At 71.9% G+C, this 20,449-nt stretch carries 21 protein-coding genes; 14 read left to right on the top strand and 7 right to left on the bottom strand.

What is annotated here, in order from left to right; genetic code table 11:
- Positions 1-23 precede the first annotated feature (23 nt).
- Positions 24-506, top strand: coding sequence for a cupin domain-containing protein (locus tag AB0J97_RS10460; RefSeq protein WP_357694012.1), 483 nt, complete (start codon positions 24-26; stop codon positions 504-506).
- On the opposite strand, the gene AB0J97_RS10455 is transcribed toward AB0J97_RS10460, so the two are convergent.
- Positions 475-960, bottom strand: coding sequence for a MarR family transcriptional regulator (locus tag AB0J97_RS10455; RefSeq protein ID WP_364086850.1), 486 nt, complete (start codon positions 958-960; stop codon positions 475-477). The genes AB0J97_RS10460 and AB0J97_RS10455 overlap by 32 nt on opposite strands.
- A 51-nt stretch (positions 961-1,011) precedes the next feature.
- Between AB0J97_RS10455 and AB0J97_RS10450 the strand changes: the two genes are divergently transcribed.
- From AB0J97_RS10450 to AB0J97_RS10435, 4 genes are all read left to right on the top strand, one after another.
- Complete coding sequence (locus AB0J97_RS10450) at positions 1,012-2,091, top strand: substrate-binding domain-containing protein (protein ID WP_364086848.1); 1,080 nt, start codon at positions 1,012-1,014, stop codon at positions 2,089-2,091.
- A gap of 52 nt (positions 2,092-2,143) precedes the next feature.
- Positions 2,144-3,511: an APC family permease gene (locus AB0J97_RS10445; RefSeq protein ID WP_364086845.1), complete on the top strand. Its 1,368-nt coding sequence runs from the start codon at positions 2,144-2,146 to the stop codon at positions 3,509-3,511.
- The gene (locus AB0J97_RS10440; protein ID WP_364086843.1) at positions 3,508-4,512 is read left to right on the top strand and encodes an acetamidase/formamidase family protein; all 1,005 of its coding nucleotides are present in this window, start codon (positions 3,508-3,510) and stop codon (positions 4,510-4,512) included. Before AB0J97_RS10445 ends, AB0J97_RS10440 begins: the two co-directional genes overlap by 4 nt.
- Positions 4,513-4,583: 71 nt before the next feature.
- Positions 4,584-5,408 carry a hypothetical protein gene (locus AB0J97_RS10435; protein WP_364086841.1) on the top strand — a complete coding sequence of 275 codons (825 nt, stop codon included), beginning with the start codon at positions 4,584-4,586 and terminating at the stop codon, positions 5,406-5,408.
- Here the strand turns inward: AB0J97_RS10435 and AB0J97_RS10430 are convergent.
- The 3 genes from AB0J97_RS10430 to AB0J97_RS10420 are packed head-to-tail and all read right to left on the bottom strand — an operon-like array spanning position 5,392 to position 7,540.
- Positions 5,392-6,276 (bottom strand): Gfo/Idh/MocA family oxidoreductase, encoded by an 885-nt coding sequence (locus tag AB0J97_RS10430; protein ID WP_364086839.1) that lies wholly within the window; start codon positions 6,274-6,276, stop codon positions 5,392-5,394. The genes AB0J97_RS10435 and AB0J97_RS10430 overlap by 17 nt on opposite strands.
- Positions 6,273-7,184 (bottom strand): NAD-dependent epimerase/dehydratase family protein, encoded by a 912-nt coding sequence (locus tag AB0J97_RS10425; protein ID WP_357694031.1) that lies wholly within the window; start codon positions 7,182-7,184, stop codon positions 6,273-6,275. Before AB0J97_RS10425 ends, AB0J97_RS10430 begins: the two co-directional genes overlap by 4 nt.
- A 2-nt stretch (positions 7,185-7,186) precedes the next feature.
- A complete protein-coding gene (locus AB0J97_RS10420; protein WP_357694033.1) occupies positions 7,187-7,540 on the bottom strand; it encodes a YrdB family protein in 354 nt (117 codons plus the stop codon).
- A gap of 117 nt (positions 7,541-7,657) precedes the next feature.
- Between AB0J97_RS10420 and AB0J97_RS10415 the strand changes: the two genes are divergently transcribed.
- On the top strand, positions 7,658-8,353 hold the full coding sequence (locus AB0J97_RS10415) for a TetR/AcrR family transcriptional regulator (RefSeq protein ID WP_364086836.1): 696 nt from the start codon (positions 7,658-7,660) through the stop codon (positions 8,351-8,353).
- Between the two features lie 72 nt (positions 8,354-8,425).
- Here AB0J97_RS10415 and leuA read toward each other — a convergent pair whose 3' ends face one another.
- Positions 8,426-10,132: a 2-isopropylmalate synthase gene (gene leuA, locus AB0J97_RS10410; RefSeq protein WP_364086833.1), complete on the bottom strand. Its 1,707-nt coding sequence runs from the start codon at positions 10,130-10,132 to the stop codon at positions 8,426-8,428.
- 239 nt (positions 10,133-10,371) lie between these two features.
- A complete protein-coding gene (gene ddaH, locus AB0J97_RS10405) occupies positions 10,372-11,118 on the bottom strand; it encodes a dimethylargininase (RefSeq protein WP_364086831.1) in 747 nt (248 codons plus the stop codon).
- A gap of 38 nt (positions 11,119-11,156) precedes the next feature.
- Here ddaH and AB0J97_RS10400 point away from each other — a divergent pair, with 38 nt between their 5' ends.
- The 6 genes from AB0J97_RS10400 to AB0J97_RS10375 all read left to right on the top strand — a co-directional run bounded on the left by AB0J97_RS10400 (position 11,157) and on the right by AB0J97_RS10375 (position 17,992).
- The gene (locus tag AB0J97_RS10400) at positions 11,157-11,402 is read left to right on the top strand and encodes a DUF2630 family protein (RefSeq protein ID WP_364086829.1); all 246 of its coding nucleotides are present in this window, start codon (positions 11,157-11,159) and stop codon (positions 11,400-11,402) included.
- A gap of 57 nt (positions 11,403-11,459) precedes the next feature.
- Complete coding sequence (locus AB0J97_RS10395) at positions 11,460-12,434, top strand: GNAT family N-acetyltransferase (protein ID WP_364086827.1); 975 nt, start codon at positions 11,460-11,462, stop codon at positions 12,432-12,434.
- A gap of 26 nt (positions 12,435-12,460) precedes the next feature.
- Positions 12,461-14,578 (top strand): glycoside hydrolase family 6 protein, encoded by a 2,118-nt coding sequence (locus AB0J97_RS10390; RefSeq protein ID WP_364086825.1) that lies wholly within the window; start codon positions 12,461-12,463, stop codon positions 14,576-14,578.
- A 106-nt stretch (positions 14,579-14,684) separates the two neighbouring features.
- Positions 14,685-15,995: an MFS transporter gene (locus tag AB0J97_RS10385; RefSeq protein WP_364086823.1), complete on the top strand. Its 1,311-nt coding sequence runs from the start codon at positions 14,685-14,687 to the stop codon at positions 15,993-15,995.
- A gap of 9 nt (positions 15,996-16,004) precedes the next feature.
- Positions 16,005-16,670 (top strand): response regulator transcription factor, encoded by a 666-nt coding sequence (locus AB0J97_RS10380; protein WP_357694051.1) that lies wholly within the window; start codon positions 16,005-16,007, stop codon positions 16,668-16,670.
- A complete protein-coding gene (locus tag AB0J97_RS10375) occupies positions 16,667-17,992 on the top strand; it encodes a HAMP domain-containing sensor histidine kinase (protein ID WP_357694052.1) in 1,326 nt (441 codons plus the stop codon). Before AB0J97_RS10380 ends, AB0J97_RS10375 begins: the two co-directional genes overlap by 4 nt.
- Here AB0J97_RS10375 and AB0J97_RS10370 read toward each other — a convergent pair.
- On the bottom strand, positions 17,983-18,882 hold the full coding sequence (locus AB0J97_RS10370) for a TAXI family TRAP transporter solute-binding subunit (RefSeq protein WP_364086817.1): 900 nt from the start codon (positions 18,880-18,882) through the stop codon (positions 17,983-17,985). The genes AB0J97_RS10375 and AB0J97_RS10370 overlap by 10 nt on opposite strands.
- Before the next feature lie 80 nt (positions 18,883-18,962).
- Here AB0J97_RS10370 and AB0J97_RS10365 point away from each other — a divergent pair, with 80 nt between their 5' ends.
- Positions 18,963-19,640: a Mut7-C RNAse domain-containing protein gene (locus AB0J97_RS10365; RefSeq protein WP_364087378.1), complete on the top strand. Its 678-nt coding sequence runs from the start codon at positions 18,963-18,965 to the stop codon at positions 19,638-19,640.
- Positions 19,641-19,875: 235 nt separating this feature from the next.
- Positions 19,876-20,445, top strand: a complete 570-nt coding sequence (locus tag AB0J97_RS10360; protein ID WP_357694059.1) for a hypothetical protein — start codon at positions 19,876-19,878, stop codon at positions 20,443-20,445.
- Positions 20,446-20,449: the final 4 nt, after the last annotated feature.

The following is a 20,449-nucleotide window of genomic DNA, read 5'->3' as shown; positions in this document are numbered from 1 at the left end:
GGCGGTTCGGGCAGGATGGCCTCATGACCTATCCGGAACCGCGCTATTCGGGCGACACCGGCGAGCTGTCGGCCACGTACCGCCCCTACGCCCACGGCCCCGAGCTGACCTACCAGAACGGCAACACCGTCCACTACCTGGCCACCGGAGCCACCACCAACGGCCAGTTCGGGCTCTACCGCTGGGTCATGGGGCCCGAGCCGTCCGGGCCGAGCCCCCACTTCCACAAGTCGATCTCCGAGTCGTTCTACATCCTCGAAGGCTCGGTGCGGATCTACGACGGCAGCCGCTGGATCGACACGCGGCCCGGCGACTGGGTCCACGTGCCCGAGGGCGGCGTGCACGCCTTCCGCAACGAGTCGGGCGAGCCCGCGACCATGCTGCTGCACTTCGCCCCCGGCGCCCCTCGCGAGGGCTACTTCGAGGGGCTGCCCGAGCTGGCGGGCAAGAGCGAGGAGGAGAAGGCCGAGTTCTTCATCCGCCACGACACGTACTGGCTGGGCTAGCGGGGGCCACGGCTTCGGCCGAGGCGTGGTCGAGGGCCGCCGCCAGGTCCTCCAGCTCGCGCATCAGCCGCTCGGTGCGCTCCTGGCCGAAGGCGGCGGCGACGGCCCGGTGGTGCTCGGCCACCGCGCCGTCCACGCGGGCCAGCAGGTCGCGCCCCCGGTCGGCCAGGAACACCGCCACCCGCCGCCGGTCGCCCGCCGACGCGCCCCGGTGGACCAGCGCCCGGTCGATCAGCCGGTCGACCGCCTTGGTGAGCGTCGGGTGCGGCATGAGCACCGCCTCGGCCAGCTCCCCCATCGAGTGGCCGCGCCCGTCGGCCAGCGCACGCAGGATGCGCCACTGCTCGACGGTGACGTCCTCACCGGCCAGGGTCGCCGCCAGGCCGCGCGTGACCTCGCGTTCGGCGCGGCTGAGCACGTACGCGAGTGAGGACCCCAGCCCGGATTTAGCCATGGAAGATCAGGTCCTTTCACCGGAGAGCTAGTTCGGAGGATACTCGTCGGCGTGGCGGCGATCGTCGATCCTTTCGAGGCCCGGCTCCTCCCCTCAGACGCGGTCAGGATCGGCCTCGTCGTGCCCGTGTCCGGGGTGCTCGGGCTGGTGGGACCGTGCGCGATCAACTGCGCGGTGCTGGCCGCCGAAGAGGTCAACGCCCGGGGCGGCGTCCTGGGCAGGCAGGTCGAGCTGGTGCTCGTCGACGGCGGGCGGCCGGGGCGCGAGGTGGCCGCCGAGGTGGCCGGCCTGGTGGCGTCCGGCACGGTCGAGGCCGTGGTGGGCACGCACGCGAGCGACGTCCGGGTCGACGTGGTCGCCGCGATCGGCGGGCGGGTCCCGTTCGTGTACGCGCCGCCGTACGAGGGCGGGGGGCACGCGCCGGGCGTCTACTTCCTCGGCGAGACCCCCGGCAGGCAGCTCGAACCCGGCATCGAATGGCTGGTCCGCGCCCACCGGGCACGCCGCTGGTACCTGCTGGGCAACGACTACGTCTGGCCGCGCCTGGTGCACGCGGGCGCCCGGCGCCGGCTGCGCGCGCGCGGCGCGACCGTCGTCGGCGAGACGTTCGTCCGGTACGGCGAGGCGGCCTCCTGGCTCGACCGGATCGCCGACGCCCGCCCCGACGCGATCCTGCTCACGCTGATCGGCAGCGACCTGGTGGCCTTCAACCGGGCCTACGCGGCGAGCGGGCTCGGCGCGGCCCGGCTGTGCGGGGCGCTGGAGGAGCACGGCCTGCTCGGCATCGGCGGCGACGGCACCGGCGAGCTCTACACCTCGATGGGCTACTTCCGTGACCTGCCGACCGAGGCCAGCCTGCACTTCGCCGAGCGGTACGCCAAACGCTTCGGCCCGCACGCCCCCATGCTCAACGCCCACGGCCAGGGCTGTTACGAGGCCGTCGCGATGCTCGCCGCCCTGTCCGGACGGGCCGGCAGCCTGGCCGTCCCCGCCCTCGACGCGGTCGCCGACGGCACCACGATCGTGAGCGCGCGCGGCCCGCTCACGCTGCTGAACCGCCAGGTGCGGCGCACGGTGCACCTCGGCAGGGCGGACGGCCTGGATTTCTTGCTTGAGAAACCTTTTCACTAGAAAGCTTTGGCTCTAAGGTGCCAATCGCCCCCCACGCTTCGAGGAGCCCCAGATGAGCACTATCGAGCAGTTCGGCTACCGCCAGGAACTCCAGAGATCCTTGGGTTTCTCCGACCTGATGATCTACGGCCTGATCTTCATGGTGCCGATCGCGCCGTTCGGCATCTTCGGCAACGTCTTCGCCGTCTCCCACGGCATGGTCGCGCTCGCCTACATCATCGGCCTGGTGGCGATGGGGTTCACCGCGCTGTCGTACGCGCAGATGGCCCGCGCGTTCCCGATGGCCGGCTCGGTCTACACCTACGCCGGGCGGGGCATCGCCGCGCCGGTCGGGTTCATCGCCGGCTGGGCGATCCTGCTCGACTACATCCTCGTGCCCGCGCTGCTCTACCTGGTGGCCAGCACGGCCATGACCTCGTTCGTGCCCGGCATCCCCATCTGGGGCTGGCTGGTCGTGTTCGTGCTGCTCAACACGGTGGTGAACTACCTGGGCATCCAGATGACGGCCAGGATCACCAGGGTCATGCTGGTGGCCGAGCTGATCGTGCTGGCGATCTTCCTGGTGGTCGGCGTCATCGCCCTGGCCCAGGGCAAGGCCCAGACCAGCGCGTTCACCCCGATCTTCGAGTCCTCCTCGTTCACCTGGACGGTGGTCTTCGGCGCCGCGTCGGTGGCGGTGCTGTCGTTCCTGGGCTTCGACGGCATTTCCACGCTGGCCGAGGAGAACCGCGAGGGCGGCGCCCGGCTCGGCCGGTCCATGCTGGCCGCGCTCGGCCTGGCCGCCGTCCTGTTCGTGGTCCAGACCTGGGTGGCCGCGCTGCTCACGCCCAACCGGGAGACCCTGATCTCCGCGGGCGACACGACGGGCAACGCGTTCTACGACACCGCGGAGTTCGCCGGCGGCCACTGGCTGTCCGTGCTCACGGCCGTGGCCACCGCCGTCGCGTGGGGCTTCGCCAACTCGCTGGTCGCCCAGGCGGCCACCTCCCGGCTGCTGTTCGCGATGGCCCGCGACCGCATGCTGCCCTCATTCCTGTCCAAGGTCGACCCGCGGCACAAGGTCCCGGTCAACGCGACCCTGCTGGTGGCCGCGATCTCCCTGGCCCTCGGCATCTGGATGAGCACGCGGAAGAACGGCATCGGCGAGCTGGCCTCGCTGGTCAACTTCGGCGCCATGACCGCCTTCCTGCTGCTGCACATCGCCGTGGTCGTGCACTACGTCTTCCGCAGGCGCAGCCGTAACCTGCTGATGCACCTCGTGGTGCCCGTCGTCGGGTTCGTCGTCCTGGTGGCCGTCGTGTACAACCAGAACGTGGCCGCCCAGTGGGTAGGCGGCATCTGGCTGCTGCTCGGTATCTTCGGCCTCGGCATCGCCTACCGCATGGGCCGCAGGCCCGTTCTTCCCTCGGAGGTCAAGTGAACGTCGTCTCCTACCACCCCTCGCCGGAGGAGCTCAGCTACACCTTCGGCGGCCGTGCCGCCCTGGGCAGGGTGCGGCCCGGGACGGTGATGGAGCTGTACACCGAGGACTGCTTCGGCGGCCGGGTGCGGACCGTGGACGACCTGCCGTCGCGGGTCTGCGAGTTCCCGTACCTGAACCCGGTGACCGGCCCCTTCCACGTGGAGGGGGCCGAGCCCGGCGACACGCTGGCGCTGCACTTCGTCAAGATCACGCCCGCCCGCGACTGGGCGGTCTCGACCACGTTCCCGCACTTCGGCGCGCTGACCGGCACCCACACCACGGCGACGCTCCAGCCGCCGCTGGAGGAGCGGGTGTGGCGCTACGACATCGACGTGGACAAGGGCGTGGCGGTCTACCACGCGCGCAACAGCGACTTCAGCGTCGCGCTGCCGCTCGACCCGATGCACGGCACGGTGGGCGTGGCCCCGGGCGCGAACGAGGCCCGCATGACCATCACCCCCGACGCGCACGGCGGCAACATGGACACCCCGGAGCTGCGCGCGGGCGTCACCGTCTACCTGGGCGTCAACGTCGAGGGCGGCATGTTCTCGATCGGTGACGGCCATGGTCTGCAGGGGCACGGCGAGGTCTGCGGCACGGCCGTGGAGTCGGCCATGAACACCGTGGTCGCGGTCGAGCTGATCAAGGGCGTGGCCACGCCGTGGCCCCGACTGGAGGACGACCTGCACCTGATGTCCACCGGCTCGGCCAGGCCCCTGGAGGACGCCTACCGCATCAGCCAGCACGACCTGGTGACCTGGACGTCGAAGCTGACCGGCCTCGACACGCTGGACGCGTACCAGCTCGTCAGCCAGGCGGGCCAGGCGCCGGTCGGGAACGTGTGCGACACCAACTACACCATGGTCGCCAAGCTGCCCAAGACCTACCTGGGAGCCCCTTCGGTGTACGAGGACGTCCACGCCCGCCTGCGGGCCCTGGGCGCCCAGTACGACGCATGACAATCCCCCACTTAGGTAAACCTTGGTGTCGCAGGTCAGAGCATTGATCATCTTCCCCGTAGAGTGGGAAGGTGCTCAGGTTGGTACTGTCTCTGGTCCTGCTCGATCCGGCTGGCGTCACCGATGTCTCACAGCGCAGCGTCCCCGTCCCCCAGGTGCTGACCCCGGACGGCGACCGCCTGGGCTACGCGCCGGTCCCGCGCCCCTACACGGGGGCGCGGCGGCTGACCGGAGTGCTGCTCGGCCATGATCCCGTCACCCGCACCGACGTGTGGTGCGGGGGCGCGGTCATCGGCTCGCGCAGCCGCAGCCTGGTGCTGACGGCCGCGCACTGTCTCTACCACGACGGCCGGCCGCTCAGGCGGCTGGCCTTCATGCCCGGCTTCGACCGGGGGAACCCGCGGCTCGGCGTCTGGTCCGCGGTGCGGACCTGGGTGCCCGACCGCTGGAAGGCCGACCCCGACTCCCCCGACGTGCTCCCGTACGACGTCGGCCTGGTCGGGGTCGTCAAGGGCAAGCGCCCGCTGGAGGCGGTGGTCGGCCAGGGCCTGCCGCCGCTGCGCACGGGCCGGGGCGCCGGGCTGCGCGGGCTCGAACTGCTCGGCTATCCGGCGGGCAAGCGCTACCCGGGCACGCAGATGTACCGATGCCTGGGCGACGCGGTGGAGGGCTCGACGGTGGGCCCCGGGGTGATGGTCACCCGCAACTGCCACGCCGCCGCCGGGGGGAGCGGCGGCCCGGTCCTGTACGGCGACTCGGTGGCGGGGGTGGTCTCCTCCTCCAGCCCGTTGAGCGACACCGACGGCTACACGGTGCTCGCCCGGCTGGGCGGGACGACGTTCGACCGCATGTTCGCCAGGGCCGACGAGTCGATGCGGGTCAGGAAGCCAGGCTGACGGCCTCCTCGCAGATCGCGTGGGTGATCAGGGCGTCGTCGGCGCCGATCACCCGGCCCTCGCGGACCGCGAGCAGGAACTCCTGGCAGATCTGCTCGATGCCGCGCTGCCGGGCGACCGGCACCCAGTCGGGCCGCCGGGTGAGCGTCTCGCCGCCCTCGTAGTCGAGGACGTCGCCGAGGTTGACCACGCGCCGCTTGATGCCGTCGCCCATGACCTCGCAGGTCTCCTCGCCGGCGCCGCTGACCCGGTTCATGACGCCGATCGCGGTGAACTCGGCGCCCGACAGCTCCAGGACGATGTGTTCGAGCAGGTCGCGGCGGACGCGGGTGCGGATCCTGGTCTCGGTGACCGGGCCGGGGGCGAGGAACCTGAGCGTGTCCACGACGTGGATGAAGTCCTCGAAGATGGCCCGCCGGGGCGCGTCGGGGTAGTTGTCGCGGTTCTTCTCCATCAGCACGAGGTGGCGGGGAAGGGCGAGGAGCCCGGCGTAGCCGGGGGCGAAGCGACGGTTGAACCCGACCATGAGCGACCGGCCCTCGGACTCGGCCAGGCGCACCAGGCGCTCGGACTCGGCGAGGCTGTAGGCAATCGGCTTGTCGACGTAGACGTGGATCCCGGCGCTGAGCAGCGGCTCGACGATCTCCGCGTGCGCCTCGGTCGCGGCGTGCACGAACGCGGCGTCGACCCCTGCCTTGATCACCTCGTCGACGCTGGTGGACCGGTCGGCGACGCGGTAGGCGTCCCCGAGCCGGTCGAGCCGCGCGGTGTTGCGGGTGCAGAGGTGGAGGTCGAGGGACTGGGCGGCGAGCACGGGAAGGTACGCCTTCTCCGCGATGTCGCCCAGGCCGATCATGGCTATCTTCATCCGTCGAGCGTAGCCCTCAGCGCGGCCTCCATCGGCGTAGGCGCGACGCCGAAGACCTGCTGAAACGCCGAGGAATCGAGCACGAAGGGCGCGGTGAACTGGTAGCGCACGTGCCGCAGCTCGCCGATCATGGGCGAGAACAGCCCGGACACCCGCAGCAGCGGCCACGGCAGCGTGCTCATCTTCGGCGCCGGCAGGTCCAGCAGGGCGGCCATCCGCGCGCCGACCTCGCGGAAGGTCATCGGGTCGTCGGTGGGCACGTGCCAGGGGCGGCCCCAGGCCCGCTCGTCGGCGCCCGCCGTGATCAGGGCGTCGGCCACGTCCGGCAGGTAGGTCCAGCTGTGCGGGACGTCGGCCGGGAAGACGAGCCGGACGGTCTTGCCCGCCCTGAGCGCCGGGATGAAGCGGGTGCCCAGGTGGGACTGGTCGGTGGCGCCCGGGCCGAAGAAGTCCGAGCCGCGCACCTCGGTCGCCCTGATGCGCCCGGCCCGGTGGGCGGCCAGCGCGTCGTGCCAGATCTTCGCCCGCACCTGGGCCTTCGGGGTGGTGGAGGCGAGCGGCAGGTCCTCGGTCATCGGGCCGGTGACGGGCCCGTACGGGTAGAGGTTGCCCAGGATGGCGAGCACGGCCCCGCTCGACTCCGCGGCGGCGAGGAACGACTCGGCCATCGGCGGCCAGTCGGTGAGCCAGCGGTGGTAGGCCGGGTTGACGCAGTTGTACAGGACGTCGGCCCCCTTGCTCAGCTCGGACAGCCGGGCCTTGTCGGCGACGTCGGCGGCCACCCTGACCGTCCCCTCGGGACCGCGGCCCGAGCGGGTCACGACGACGACCTCGTGTCCCTGAGCGGCGAGCTTGGTGGCCAGGTGCGTGCCGACCTGGCCGGACCCCACGACGACGTGCTTACCCATGATCAGACCTGCTTCCAGATGACGCGGAGCACCGCGTTGACGACGAAGACGGCGGCGAAGACGATCGCCGGGGTGACCCGGCCGGCGGCGTAGAGCGCGAGCGCGCCGCCGCCGAACCAGAGGATCTCCAGCACGGCGCGGGCCAGACCGGTCAGCGGGATCGTGGCGTTGGCGCCGCCCCCCGCGCCGAACAGCGCCCACGCGGCGATGAACAGCGCCGGCCCGCCCAGCCCGGCGAGGAGCTTGATCGGCCAGTTGGGGCTGAGCGTGAACCCCCAGTACGCCACCGCGCCCAGCACGCCGAGCTCCAGGAAGAACATCAGGACGGCGTTGGCGTTCTTGGCGAGGGCGAGCATGGGGGTCTCCTGTGGGGGTGCGCTGTTCGCTTACGAGAGCAATGCTCTCTCAAGAGAGCGGCAATCGTCAAGAGCAGTGCTCTCGTTTTTTGCTAGTGCTCTGATAATCTGCTGTCCATGACAGCCAGCCGTACCGCGCGAGAACGCGTGAGAGCCGAGCTCACCAGGGAGATCACCGACATCGCCCGCCGCCAACTGGCCACCGACGGCGCCGGCGGCCTGTCGCTGCGGGCCGTGGCGCGGGAGATGGGCATGGTCTCCTCGGCCATCTACCGCTACTTCCCGAGCCGCGACGACCTGCTGACCGCCCTGATCATCGACGGCTACAACGCGCTGGGCGAGGCCGTCGAGCAGGCCGAGGCCGCCTGCCCGCGGACGGCCCACCTGGACCGCTGGCTGGCCGCCGGCCACGCCGTACGCGACTGGGCGGTGGCCCACCCCCACGAGTACGCGCTGATCTACGGCTCGCCCGTGCCCGGCTACCAGGCGCCGCAGGACACCGTCGTGGCCCGCCTGCGCGACGTCACCGTGCTCGGCGCGATCGTCGCCGACGCCTGGAACGCGGGCGCGCTGCACCCGCCGGCCACTCCCGAGCCGCCCGCCGAGGTGGCCGCGGACGCCGAGAACATCCGCGCCCTGATGTCCGGCGTGCCCGACGACGTGGTGTGGCGGGCGATGGCGTCCTGGGCGACGCTCTACGGCTGGGTCAACTTCGAGGTGTTCGGCCAGTTCAACAACACGATCGAGCGCCGGTGGGCGGCCTTCGACCACGCGCTGCGCCTGGCCGCCGGGGAGTTCGGGCTCGCCACGTGAACGGCACGCCGCCACGACACGGCGAAGGGCAGGAGCGCGGTGCTCCTGCCCTTCTCCGCACGACCGGACGGTTCAGCGCGCGGCGCGGTTGACCGCCGAGATGATCGCCTTGAGCGAGGCCGTCGTGGTGTTGGCGTCGACGCCCACACCCCACAGCACCTGCCCGTCGACCTCGCACTCCAGGTAGGAGGCGGCCTTGGCGTCGCTGCCCGCGCTCATCGCGTGCTCGACGTAGTCGAGGACCCGCACCTTGATGCCGACCCCGGCGATGGCGTCGATGAACGCCGAGATCGGGCCGTTGCCCACGCCCGCGATCTCCCGGATCTCGCCGTCGAGGCGCACGTCGGCGCCGATGCGGTCTTTGTCGTCGACGGTCGACTCGTGGCGGTGGGCCATGAGGCTCAGGCGGCCCCAGCGGTTGGCGGGGTTGGGCAGGTATTCGTCGCGGAAGATCTCGTACATGGCGGCGGGGCTGATCTCGCCGCCGTCGGAGTCGGTACGGGCCTGCACGACCTTGGAGAACTCGATCTGCAGCCGGCGCGGCAGGTCGAGCTGGTGGTCGGCCTTCATGATGTAGGCCACGCCGCCCTTGCCCGACTGGCTGTTGACCCGGATGACGGCCTCGTAGGAGCGGCCGATGTCCTTCGGGTCGATGGGCAGGTAGGGCACCGCCCAGGTGAACTCGGCCACCGGCGTGCCGGCCGCCGCGGCGTCGCGCTCCAGGTGCTCGAAGCCCTTCTTGATGGCGTCCTGGTGGGAGCCGGAGAAGGCGGTGTAGACCAGCTCGCCGCCCCACGGGTGACGCGGGTGCACCGGCAGCTGGTTGCAGTATTCGGTGACGCGGCGGATCTCGTCGATGTCACTGAAGTCGATCTCGGGGTCGACGCCCTGGGAGAACAGGTTCATGCCCAGCGTGACCAGGCAGACGTTGCCGGTGCGCTCGCCGTTGCCGAACAGGCAGCCCTCGATGCGGTCGGCGCCCGCCATGTAGCCCAGCTCGGCGGCGGCCACGGCGCTGCCGCGGTCGTTGTGCGGGTGCAGGGACAGCACGATCGAGTCGCGGTGCTTGAGGTTGCGGTGCATCCACTCGATCTGGTCGGCGTAGATGTTGGGCGTGGCCATCTCGACCGTGGCGGGCAGGTTGATGATGACCTTGCGGTCGGGGGTGGGCTGCCACACCTCGTTGACGGCGTCGCACACCTCGACGGCGTACTCCAGCTCGGTGCCGGTGAACGACTCGGGCGAGTACTGGAAGCGCACGTCGACGTCGGTGGCGTCGGCCAGCTTCTTGACCAGCTTGGCGCCCTCGACGGCGATGGCCGTGATGCCCTCCCGGTCCAGGCCGAACACGACGCGGCGCTGGAGGGTGGAGGTCGAGTTGTACAGGTGGACGATGGCCTGCTTGGCGCCCTCGATCGCCTCGAAGGTGCGCTCGATCAGCTCGGGCCTGGCCTGGGTCAGCACCTGGATGGCGACGTCGTCGGGGACGCGGCCTTCGTCGATGATCTGCCGGATGAAGTCGAAGTCGGTCTGGGAGGCGGCCGGGAAGCCCACCTCGATCTCCTTGTAGCCCAGGCGCACCAGCAGCTCGAACATCTGGAGCTTGCGGTGGGAGTCCATCGGGTCGATCAGGGCCTGGTTGCCGTCGCGCAGGTCTACCGCGCACCACCGGGGCGCCTTGGTGATGACCTGGTCGGGCCAGGTGCGATCGGTCAGCCTGATCGGCTGGAACGGCTCGTAACGATGGGCCGGCATGGGGCTGGGCTGCTGGGCGTTCATGTCTGCTGCTCCTCGTCGGTCGAGTGAAAGCGGCCGACGCGCATGACTGGCTCCGCGACGAGGGAGCCGGCCTTACAGGCCCTCGCCGCGGCAGCTAAGAAGCAGCCCGCGCAGCATGCCAAGCACGCTACCAGACGTCTCGGGATACGCCGCCCTTGATCTCACATCATGAGAGCCGATCGGTCAACCAATGGGAAAACGCCTGGTGGGGGCCGTGAAATTCCGGCTCGCCCTGTCCTCTAGTCCGGGATGAGCACGCTCAGGCAGGTGACGCAGCCCTCCAGCCGCTCGAATTCCGAGATGTCCACCGTCGTCACGGCGAGCCCGCGCCGCTCCAGCATCGCCGCCGTCACCGGCGCAGAGGCGGCCAGCAGGACGCGGTCGCCGCCCAGCGGCACCACGTGCGCGCCCGGCTCCTCCGGCGGTTCCAGCAGGCCCGGCAGCTCGACGCGACCGGGATCGCCGATGAGCGTCCCGTCGGGCAGGGCGGTCACCGCCGACTTCAGGTGCAGCACGCCGCGCAGGCCCACCGGCACGATCCGGCGCTCGGGCAGCAGGGCGGCGAGCTGGCCGACGCCCTCGTCGTTGGTCCGGCCCGACCTGCCGACGTACACGGTGGGGCCGACCTGGAGCACGTCGCCGCCGTCCAGGGTGCCGGGGCGGGCGATCCTGACGGCCTTCAGGCCGAGCTCCCGTACGGCCCGCTCCACCGACTCGACCTCGGGACGCCGGTCCGGCGCGCCCGGCCGGGTGAGCACGGCCAGCCGTCCCGACACCACCACGGCGTCCTCCACGAAGGGCGCGTCGGGCAGGTGGTCGGCGTCCTCGGCGTAGACGGGCCGCCATCCGGCGGCGGCCAGCGCCGCGACGTAGGCGTCATGCTGGTGACGTGCACGCTCGTGGTCCACGGGTTCGCGCTCGATGTGCGTGACGATGCCCTCGGCGATCCGGGGGCCGGGCTTCCTTACCAGCGCGATACCAGACATAGGGCGTGTTCTATCACGCAGTCGTTAGAGTCTTGGGCATGCGGGACGACGAGATTCTCACCAGGATCAGCGCTCTGGTCACCGAAGAGCACGAACTGCGCGGCAGGCTGTCGGCGGGCGAGGTCACCTCCGACGAGGAGCACGCGCGCGTCAAGGAACTGGAAGTGGCGCTCGACCAGTGCTGGGACCTGCTCCGGCAGCGCCGGGCCAGGCGCGGCGCGGGCGACGACCCCGACGGCGCGGCCGTCCGCCCGGCCGGCGAGGTGGAGAACTACCGGCAGTAGGGGCACCGGCGGTAAAACGGCTGGCCGGAGGCGGCGCCGATGCGATTGGCTGGACGGATGCACATCCAGCCAATCGACTTCGACCGGCCGGGCGAGCTGATGACGGGCCTGTACGACGCCTACCTGGCCGCCCACGCGCACGAGCCCGGCCCCAAGTTGTCACTCCTCCGCCTGTCCGTCATCGCCCGCCTGGGCCCTCCCGGCGACCGGGTCGAGACCTGGGTCCTGACCGACGGCGGCGAGGTCGCCGGCGGCTACAGCCTGGCGCTCCCTCAGCACGACAACCGGCACATGGGCTGGATCTTCCCGCTCGTGGTCCGGCCCGAGCTGCGCGGCCGCGGCCTCGGGACCCAGCTGTTCGAGCACGCGCTCGGCCGGATGCGTGCCCACGGCCGCAGCCTGCTGCTCACCGAGACCCCCACCACCGGCGTCGGCGCCCGCTTCGCCCGCGCCCACGGGATGACGGTCGCTCTCCAGGAGGCCCGCCGCACGCTCGACCTGCGCACGGCCGACTGGGACGCGCTGCGCGGCATGCTGCCCGAGGTCCCCGGCTACACCGTCGAGCGCTTCGCCGGTCCGGCCGGGCCGGAGCTGCTGCCCGACCTCGCCACGGTGATGAGCGGCATGAACGACGCCCCGCGCGACGCCGACGTCCAGGACATGACCTTCAGCCTCGACCGCCTGCGCCTGCGCGAGGAGCGCGTCACGGTCGGCGGCGAGACCTGTTACACGATGATCGCCAGGCGCGACTCCGACGGCGCGCCCGCCGGTTACACGCGGATCTACCTCGCCGCCGACCGCTCCGACGGCTGGGGCCACCAGACCGACACCACCGTCCTGCGCGAGCACCGCGGCCATCGCCTGGGCCTGCTGCTCAAGATCTCCAACCTGCTGTGGCTGCGCGAGCGCGAGCCCCACCTGGAGCGGATCATCACCTGGAACGCCACGTCCAACGCCCACATGCTGGCCATCAACGAGGCCATGGGCTTCGAGTTGCTCGACGAGTGGGACGAATGGCGGCTGACGCTCTGACCCCTCGCCGAGTAACCTGACGAGTCATGACGTCGGAGGCGCTGAGGGACGGTGATCCGCGGCAGGTGGGGCGCTACGCCCTGCTGGGCCGGCTGGGCGAGGGCGGCATGGGCGTCGTCTACCTGGGCGAGGACCCCGGCGGCACGCGGGTGGCCGTCAAGCTCATCCACGCCAGGATGGCCTCCGACCCCGACTTCCGGCGGCGGTTCGCCCGCGAGGTGGCCGCCGCCCGGCGGGTCGCCCGTTTCTGCACCGCCCCGGTGCTCGACGCCGACGTACGGGCGGACGTGGCGTACCTGGTCACCGAGTACGTCGAGGGGCCCAGCCTCGACGACGCCGTGCGCGAGTCCGGGCCGCTGAAGGGCTCGGCGCTGGACGGGCTCGCGGCGGCCATGGCGATGGCGTTGCGCGCCATCCACGGGGCCGGGGTCGTGCACCGGGACCTCAAGCCGTCGAACGTGCTGCTGTCCCAGGTGGGGCCCAAGGTCATCGACTTCGGCATCGCGCGGCTGGCGGACGCGGAGATGAGCAGCGCGATCGTGGGGACGCCGTCGTACATGTCGCCCGAGCAGGTGGCGGGCTCGCCGGTCGGGCCGGCCTCGGACGTCTTCTCGTGGGGTTGCACCGTGGCCTTCGCCGCCGGGGGGCTGCCGCCGTTCGGGGCGGGGTCGGTGCCGACGATCCTGTTACGCATCGTGAACGAGGCTCCCGAACTGCGCGGGTTGTCGGGGCCGCTGCTGGAGCTGGTGACGGCGTCCCTCTCCAAGAACCCCGCCACCCGCCCCACGGCCCAGCAACTGATGGACCACCTCAGCACCACCACCCCCTCAACCGCCCTCCCCACCCCACCCCCCTCCGAGGCCCGGAACCCCCCTCCCCGCCCCACCACCGACGGACAGGGCACCCTTCCCCCTTCTCCCCCCGAAGGGACGGACGGGACGGCTCCCCCCGAAGGGACGGACGGGACGGCGGCGGGAAGGCGGCGTACGAGGCTGCTGGCGGCCTCCGCGGCCGTCGTGCTGGCCGCGGGCGTCACCACGGCCCTCCTGTGGACCCGCCACGACACCGCCACCCCCCGTACGACCACGCCCACCACCGACCAGGGAACCCCCGCCCGAACGACGACCCCCCGCAACCCCCTCCGCGAGAACGGCGTCACCTTCTACTCCGAGAAGGAGAAGGCCGCCGCCCGCCAGGCCGCCGTGTGGCGGAAGGACCGCCCGGCCGACGCCGCCCTGATGGACCGGCTGGCCGCCGTCCCGCACGCCGTCCGCCTGAACCAGCCCGAGGTCAGGGCCACGGTCGAGACCGCCGTGACCGCCGCCCAGGACGCGGGCGGCGTGCCCGTGCTCCTGATCAACTACATGCCGGGCGGCGGCGACTGCGCCGCCGTCGGCGCGGGCGAGATGCGGGTCTACCAGGAGTGGGTCAAGGGCGTCGCCCGCCAGATCGGCGACCGCAAGGCCGTGATCATCCTGGAGCCCTCCAGCCTGGTCAACCTCCCCGGCACCAAGGACTGCAAGCTGGCCGGCACGGCCGAGCAGCGCTACCGGGACCTGCGCGAGGCCGTGCGGTCGCTGCGGACCGGGCACCCCGGCACGGCCGTCTACCTCGACGGCAGCCAGGACCTCTATCCCGGCACCGAGATCATGGCCCGGCGCCTGATCGGCGCGGGGATCGACCAGGCCGACGGGTTCTTCGTCAACACCGCCTCCTTCCAGCGCACCCCGAAGGCCGTCGAGTACGGCAAGTCGCTGTCGGCCTGCGTCGCCGTCATGCGCAGGACGGGCGGCACGACCTGCCCGAAGGACGCCGACCCCGGCGGCGACCTGTCGCACTTCGTGGTGGACACCGCCAGGAACGGCCAGGGCTCGTGGACGCCGACGAAGAAGTACGCCGACCCGCAGGTCTGGTGCAACCCGCCGGGCCGGGGCGTCGGCGAACGGCCCACGACCGACACCGGCGAGGAGCTCGCGGACGCCTACCTGTGGATCACCCGGGCGGGCAGCTCCGGCGGACGCTGCCGGCGCGGCACGAACGGCGACAAGGACCCCGAGCGCGGCGTGGTGGCCCCGGAGAGCGGCGAGTGGTGGGCCGATCTGGCGCTCGAACGCGCCAGGAACGCGCAGCCTCCGTTGCGCTGAGAAGAACCCGATGTTAAGCGCACGTTAGATCTGAGCCGCCGACCTTGTCCGAACAACCTTCTGGGGAGAGGCTCTGGCCTGCATCCACTCCCCCAGGAGGTCCTACATGAACAAAGCGCGCGTGCCGTGGAAGGCAGTGATCGGCGGCTCCGTCGGCAATCTGGTCGAGTGGTACGACTGGTTCGTCTACAGCAGCTTCGCCGTGTACTTCGCCGCTTCGTTCTTCCCTGACGGGGACGACACCGCCAAACTGCTCAACACCGCGGCCATCTTCGCCGTCGGCTTCTTCATGCGCCCGCTCGGCGGCTGGCTGCTCGGCCGCTACGCCGACCGCCGGGGCCGCAAGGCGGCGCTCACGCTCACCGTCACGCTGATGTCGGCCAGCGCGCTGCTCATCGCCGTCGCCCCGACGTACGAGTCGGCCGGTTACGCCGGCGCGCTGGTCCTGGTGGTCGCCCGGCTGCTCCAGGGCCTGTCGGTGGGGGGCGAGTACGCCGCCAGCGCCACCTACCTGACCGAGGCCACCCCGCGCGGCCGGCGCGGCTTCGCCTCCAGCTTCCAGTACGTCTCCATGACCGCCGGCCAGCTCGTCGGCCTCGGCCTGCAGATCATCCTGCAGAACACAATGTCGACCGACGCCCTGAACTCCTACGGCTGGCGCATCCCGTTCGTGGTCGGGGCCGTGGCCGCCGCCGTCGTGTTCTACCTGCGCCGCAGCCTGCTGGAGACGGAGGTGTACGGCGAGGAGGAAGAGGAGCACCGGGACAAGGGCACCATCAGGCAGCTCCTCGCGCACAAGAAGGAGGCGCTGCTGGTCATCGCCCTGACCATGGGCGGGACGGTCGCGTACTACACCTACACGACGTACCTCACCAAGTACCTGTGGAACAGCGCGGGCCTGGCGAAGGAGACCGCGACGCTGGTCAGCTTCTGCGCGCTGTTCATCTTCATGTGCATCCAGCCGCTGGCCGGGGCGTTGTCGGACCGGATCGGGCGCAGGCCGCTGCTGATCACGTTCGGGATCGGGTCGATGCTGGGGACCGTGCCGTTGATGAGCGCGCTGGGCGGGGCGAGCGGCTTCGGGGGCGCGCTCGTCCTGTCGCTGGCCGGCCTGGTCATCGTCACCGGTTACACCTCGATCAACGCCGTGGTGAAGGCCGAGCTGTTCCCGACGCACGTGCGCGCCCTGGGGGTGGCGCTGCCGTACGCGATCGCGAACGCCCTGTTCGGCGGCACCGCCGAGTACGTCGCCCTGTGGTTCAAGCGCCACGACATCGAGTCCGGTTACTTCTGGTACGTCTCCGCCTGCGCCGCCGTGTCCCTGGTCGTCTACCTGACCATGCGCGAGACGCGCGACGTGGCGCTGTCCCGCAGCGAAGGCGCCGAGCCGTCGGATCCGGTCACCGCCCGCGTCTAACCTGGCCATATGCGGGTTCTCCTGGTCGAGGACGACGATCGTCTCGCCTCCGCGCTCACCACGGCGCTGGCCCGGCACGGCCACTCGGTCACCCGCGCCGGCCTGGCCGTCGACGCCCTCCGCCTGGCGGGGGGCGTCGACTTCGTACTGCTCGACCTGGGCCTGCCCGACATGGACGGGCTCGACGTGCTGCGCCGGCTGCGCCGCGTCTCGGCGGTGCCGCTCATCGTGGTCACCGCGCGCACGCAGGAGCGCGAGGTGCTGCGCGGCCTGCGTTCGGGGGCCGACGACTACCTGGTCAAGCCGTTCCGCACGGTCGAGCTGATGGCCCGCATGGAGGCGGTGATGCGGCGCGGCACGCGTCCGATGCCGGTGCGCGACCACGTGGTGTGCGTCGGCGACGTGCGCATCGACCTGGAGTCGCGGCAGGTCACGGTGGCCGGGGAGCCGGTGACGCTGACCAGGCGCGAGTTCGACGTGCTGGCGCTGCTGGCCCGCGAGCCGGGCGTGGTGCGCAGCCGGGAGGAGATCCTCGACGAGGTCTGGGGCGACCCGCTGCTGTCGGCGTCCCGGTCGCTCGACGTGCACGTGGCGGGGCTGCGGTCCAAGACCGGGCGTCCGGGGCTGGTGGAGACGTTGCGCGGCACCGGCTACCGGCTGGGCTCGACGGGATGAACACGCGGCTGGTGGTCACGTTCACCACGTTGATCGTCTTCCTGATCGCGGCGCTGGCGGTGCCGCTCGGCCTGGCCTACGCCTCCCATCGGACCAACCGCCTGCTGCTCGACCGGCGCGCCGACGCCACCCGGTTCGCCGAGCTGGCCGACGCGGCGGCCCGCGACGACGACCGTACGGGCCTGATCACCGAGGTCTCCCGGTACGCCGACCTGTACGGCGCGGCCGTCCGGGTGCGCGACCGCGACGGCTCGATCCTGGTCTCGGCCGGCCGCTTCGAGGCCGACGACCGGGAGGCGACCCGGCTCGCGCTGTCCGGCCGCACGACCGAGGACCTGCCCACGGTCAGCCCGTTCGGCCCGGCCACGGTGCTGCTGGCCGAGCCCGCCGGACGCGACGCGCAGTTGTCCGGCGTGGTGCTGCTGGAGGCCCCGACCGGCCAGGCCCGGCTGGACGTGTCGCTGGTGTGGGGCGCGCTGGCGGCGGGGGCGCTGGTCGCGCTGGCCTATTCGGCGCTGGCGGCCCGGCGGCTGGCCCGCTGGATCCTGCGGCCGGTGACCGAGCTCGACCGCACCACGCGGGCCATCGCGCAGGGTCAGCTCGACGCGCGGGCGCATCCCGGGGTGGGCCCGTCGGAGCTGCGGCGGCTGGAGGAGCGCTTCAACGCGATGGCCGACGCGGTCTCGGCGGCGATGGAACGGCAGCGGGCGTTCGTGGCCGACGCCTCGCACGAGCTGCGCACCCCGCTCACCGTGCTCGGGCTGCGGCTGGAGAACCTGGAGCCGCACCTGCGCGAGGAGGGCACGGCCGAGTACGCCGAGGCGATGTCCGAGCTCGACCGGCTGGCGCTGCTGGTGGAGGACCTGCTGGCGCTGGCCACTGTCGAGGCGGGCGCGGGCCTGGCGGGCAAGGAGGTCGCGCTCGGCGGGCGGCTGGCGGTGTGGCGCGAGGTCTACGCGGCCAAGGGGGTGTGCCTGGTGGCCGACGTCCCCGCGGGCGCGCTGGTGCCGGAGGCGGCGGCCAGGATCGCCGACATCGCCCTGGACAACGCCCAGAAGTTCGTCCCCGAGGGCGGCACGGTGACGGTCACGCTCGACGGCGGGGTGCTGCGCGTCGCCGACGACGGGCCGGGGCTGGGCGAGGAGGAGCGGGCCGAGGCGCTCGGGCGGTTCTGGCGGTCGGGGGCGCACGCGAACGTCCCGGGCAGCGGGCTCGGGCTCGCCATCGCCGCCGAGCTGGCCAAGGCGTGCGGGGCCACGCTGCGGCTGCTGCCCGCCGTGCCGCACGGGCTGGTGGTCGAGCTGGCGCCGGGTCAGCCGTAGACCGAGCGGTAGTAGCGGGCCGCCCCCGGGTGCAGGGGCACGACGCCGGTGCCGATGGCGTAGCGCCGGTCGAGGCGGCCGCCGGGGGCCGACGGGGCCTGGAGGCGGTCGCGGGCGCGGAAGAGCGTCTCGGTGACGGTGTAGGCCAGCTCGTCGGGGAGCGTCGTCCGGCACATCAGGTAGCTCGGCGTGCCGACGGTCGGCACCTGCCTGGCCAGCCCGTACGCGCCCGCGGGCACGGCGGCGTGCTCGTAGACCGGCCCGTAGCGGCGGCGCAGCACCGGCACCAGCGACTCCAGCGGGACCAGCGCGATGTCGTCGAGCGCGGCGAGCGCGGGCGTCGGCACGCCGCCGGACCAGAAGAACGCCTCGATGCGGCCGTCGCGCAGCTCGGTGACGGAGGCGTCGAGCCCGAGCCTGGTGATCTCCGGCGGGGTGCGCAGCCCGGCGGCCGCCAACACGCGCGTCGCGGTCACCGCCGTGCCCGACCCCTCGACCCCGATCGACACCGGACGCCCCGCCAGGTCAGTGACGCCGGTGATCCGCGTGCCCTCGCGCACGACCAGATGCACGTAGTTCATGTACATCCGGGCCAGCGCGGAGACCGGCTGGTGGCGCACCCGGACCGCGTCGTCGGCGCTGTCGGCCAGCGCGAACCCGACGTCGGCCCGGCCGCCGGCCATCATGGTGAGGTTCTGGACGCTGGCCGCGGTCTCCACCACCCGCACGGTCAGCCCGTCGTGCCGCAGCTCGCCCGCCAGCCGCTGCCCGAGCGCGCCGTACGGGCCGCCCGCCAGCCCGGTGACCAGCCTCAGCTCGGCGGGCCTGGCCGTGGAGCAGCCGGCCGCGAGCGCGGCGAGCCCGAGGAAGGCTCGGCGGGAGATGGGCATGATTTCACGGTATCCGGTCCCGCAGAATGGACAGCGTGACCGAACGGGACGCACGCCTGCGCATCGCCGCTGAGCTGAGGATGTTCCTGCCCGTGAGCCGCCGGCGCGAGTGGCATCGGGTGACCACCGACGGCACCTCGACGCTCGGCCATCACGTGGAATCGCTCGGCATCCCCTTGACCGAGGTCGGCCCGATGGTGTCGGACGGCCGCGGCGTGCCCCCCTCCCACCTGCTCACGCCGGGCGAGGCGGTCGAGGTGCGGCCGATGCCCCGCCCGCAGCCGCTGCCCGCCGAGCCGCGGTTCCTGCTCGACGTGCACCTCGGCACGCTGGCCCGGCGGCTGCGCCTGCTCGGCGTGGACACCGCCTACCACAACGACATGGACGACCCGGCGCTGGTGGTCCAGGCCAACGAGGAGCGGCGGGTGCTGCTCACCCAGGATCGCGGCCTGCTGCGCCGCCGCGCGTTGTGGCTGGGGGCCTACGTCCGCGGCTCGCGCCCCGCCGACCAATTGCGCGACGTGCTCGAACGGTTCGCGCCGCCGCTGGCCCCCTGGACGCGCTGCACGGCCTGCAACGGCGTGCTCGTGCCGGTGCCGAAGGAGGAGGTCGAACCGCTGCTGGAGGCGGGCACCCGGCGCAGCTATGACGCCTACGGCCGGTGCGGCGACTGCGGCCAGGTCTATTGGAAGGGCGCGCACAGCGACAGCCTTGAGGAAATCGTGCAGTCAGCGCGCATTTGGGCCAATAACCCCTGATTCACGCTTGGTGAACGACCGTCAAGTTGATCTCAAAAACACCCTCGGCCGGGGGTTACGCGGACGATCAAGGGTATGAGCAGGGGAAACGGCATCACCCGAAATCGGGTGCAGGCCGACACCCTTCCACCCCGTTGAGTAAAACACTCCAATTCGACGTTTATCCCGAAAAAATGGGACACGTCGCGTTTCCGCGTATCCATCTCGCGGCGCACGATCGGGGGAAATATCGCACATGGCCAAGAACCGAAAGCTCGGCCACAGCGCCGGGTCCGCTCCACGCGTATGGAGCGCCAGAAGGAAGTGGGCGACCGCCATCGTCGGCATGGCCACGACGCTGGTGGGCCTGCCCGGCGTCGTGGCGAAGTACAGCCAGGCGCAGAGCGAGCGGGAGACGCCCCGGCTCGCCATCACCGCGCCCGTCACCGGCCCCGGGGCCACCGCGCCGCCCTGCCCGCTGGTGAGAGGCACCGCGACGCTGCCCGAGGGCACGTCCCTGCTGGTCGGGGTGCGCCGGACGACCGGCACCCCGCGCACCAGACGCACCCGCTTCTACCGCGTCGACACCGTACGGGCCTCGGGCCAGTGGGACGTGCCCGTCTCGCTCGAAGGCGGCGACCCCGCGATGGCCGGGGAGTGGTATTCGATCACCGCGCTCGCCGTGCCGACCGAGTGGAGCGACTTCCTGGAGAAGGTCGGCGGCACCCCGGGCGATCCACTCGTGGCCGCGTCCGCGATGCCGCCGCACGAGGGCGAGACGCCCTCCATCGAGGTCCAGCGGGACGCCGGTCCGGCCACCTGCTGAACCC

Source organism: Nonomuraea sp. NPDC049607 (genome assembly GCF_040675375.1).
GTDB lineage: Bacteria > Actinomycetota > Actinomycetes > Streptosporangiales > Streptosporangiaceae > Nonomuraea.
Note: the sequence above shows the minus strand (reverse complement) of the source record. Positions and strands in the feature narration are given on the sequence as shown.

Bases quoted from the DNA above. Each gene is read 5' to 3' on its own strand.
- AB0J97_RS10460 (WP_357694012.1), top strand. From the start codon at position 24: ATGACCTATCCGGAACCGCGCTATTCGGGCGACACCGGCGAGCTGTCG.
- AB0J97_RS10455 (WP_364086850.1), bottom strand. From the start codon at position 960: ATGGCTAAATCCGGGCTGGGGTCCTCACTCGCGTACGTGCTCAGCCGC.
- AB0J97_RS10445 (WP_364086845.1), top strand. From the start codon at position 2,144: ATGAGCACTATCGAGCAGTTCGGCTACCGCCAGGAACTCCAGAGATCC.
- AB0J97_RS10430 (WP_364086839.1), bottom strand. From the start codon at position 6,276: ATGAAGATAGCCATGATCGGCCTGGGCGACATCGCGGAGAAGGCGTAC.
- AB0J97_RS10425 (WP_357694031.1), bottom strand. From the start codon at position 7,184: ATGGGTAAGCACGTCGTCGTGGGGTCCGGCCAGGTCGGCACGCACCTG.
- AB0J97_RS10420 (WP_357694033.1), bottom strand. From the start codon at position 7,540: ATGCTCGCCCTCGCCAAGAACGCCAACGCCGTCCTGATGTTCTTCCTG.
- AB0J97_RS10415 (WP_364086836.1), top strand. From the start codon at position 7,658: ATGACAGCCAGCCGTACCGCGCGAGAACGCGTGAGAGCCGAGCTCACC.
- leuA (WP_364086833.1), bottom strand. From the start codon at position 10,132: ATGAACGCCCAGCAGCCCAGCCCCATGCCGGCCCATCGTTACGAGCCG.
- ddaH (WP_364086831.1), bottom strand. From the start codon at position 11,118: ATGTCTGGTATCGCGCTGGTAAGGAAGCCCGGCCCCCGGATCGCCGAG.
- AB0J97_RS10400 (WP_364086829.1), top strand. From the start codon at position 11,157: ATGCGGGACGACGAGATTCTCACCAGGATCAGCGCTCTGGTCACCGAA.
- AB0J97_RS10395 (WP_364086827.1), top strand. From the start codon at position 11,460: ATGCACATCCAGCCAATCGACTTCGACCGGCCGGGCGAGCTGATGACG.
- AB0J97_RS10390 (WP_364086825.1), top strand. From the start codon at position 12,461: ATGACGTCGGAGGCGCTGAGGGACGGTGATCCGCGGCAGGTGGGGCGC.
- AB0J97_RS10385 (WP_364086823.1), top strand. From the start codon at position 14,685: ATGAACAAAGCGCGCGTGCCGTGGAAGGCAGTGATCGGCGGCTCCGTC.
- AB0J97_RS10380 (WP_357694051.1), top strand. From the start codon at position 16,005: ATGCGGGTTCTCCTGGTCGAGGACGACGATCGTCTCGCCTCCGCGCTC.
- AB0J97_RS10375 (WP_357694052.1), top strand. From the start codon at position 16,667: ATGAACACGCGGCTGGTGGTCACGTTCACCACGTTGATCGTCTTCCTG.
- AB0J97_RS10370 (WP_364086817.1), bottom strand. From the start codon at position 18,882: ATGCCCATCTCCCGCCGAGCCTTCCTCGGGCTCGCCGCGCTCGCGGCC.
- AB0J97_RS10365 (WP_364087378.1), top strand. From the start codon at position 18,963: ATGTTCCTGCCCGTGAGCCGCCGGCGCGAGTGGCATCGGGTGACCACC.
- AB0J97_RS10360 (WP_357694059.1), top strand. From the start codon at position 19,876: ATGGCCAAGAACCGAAAGCTCGGCCACAGCGCCGGGTCCGCTCCACGC.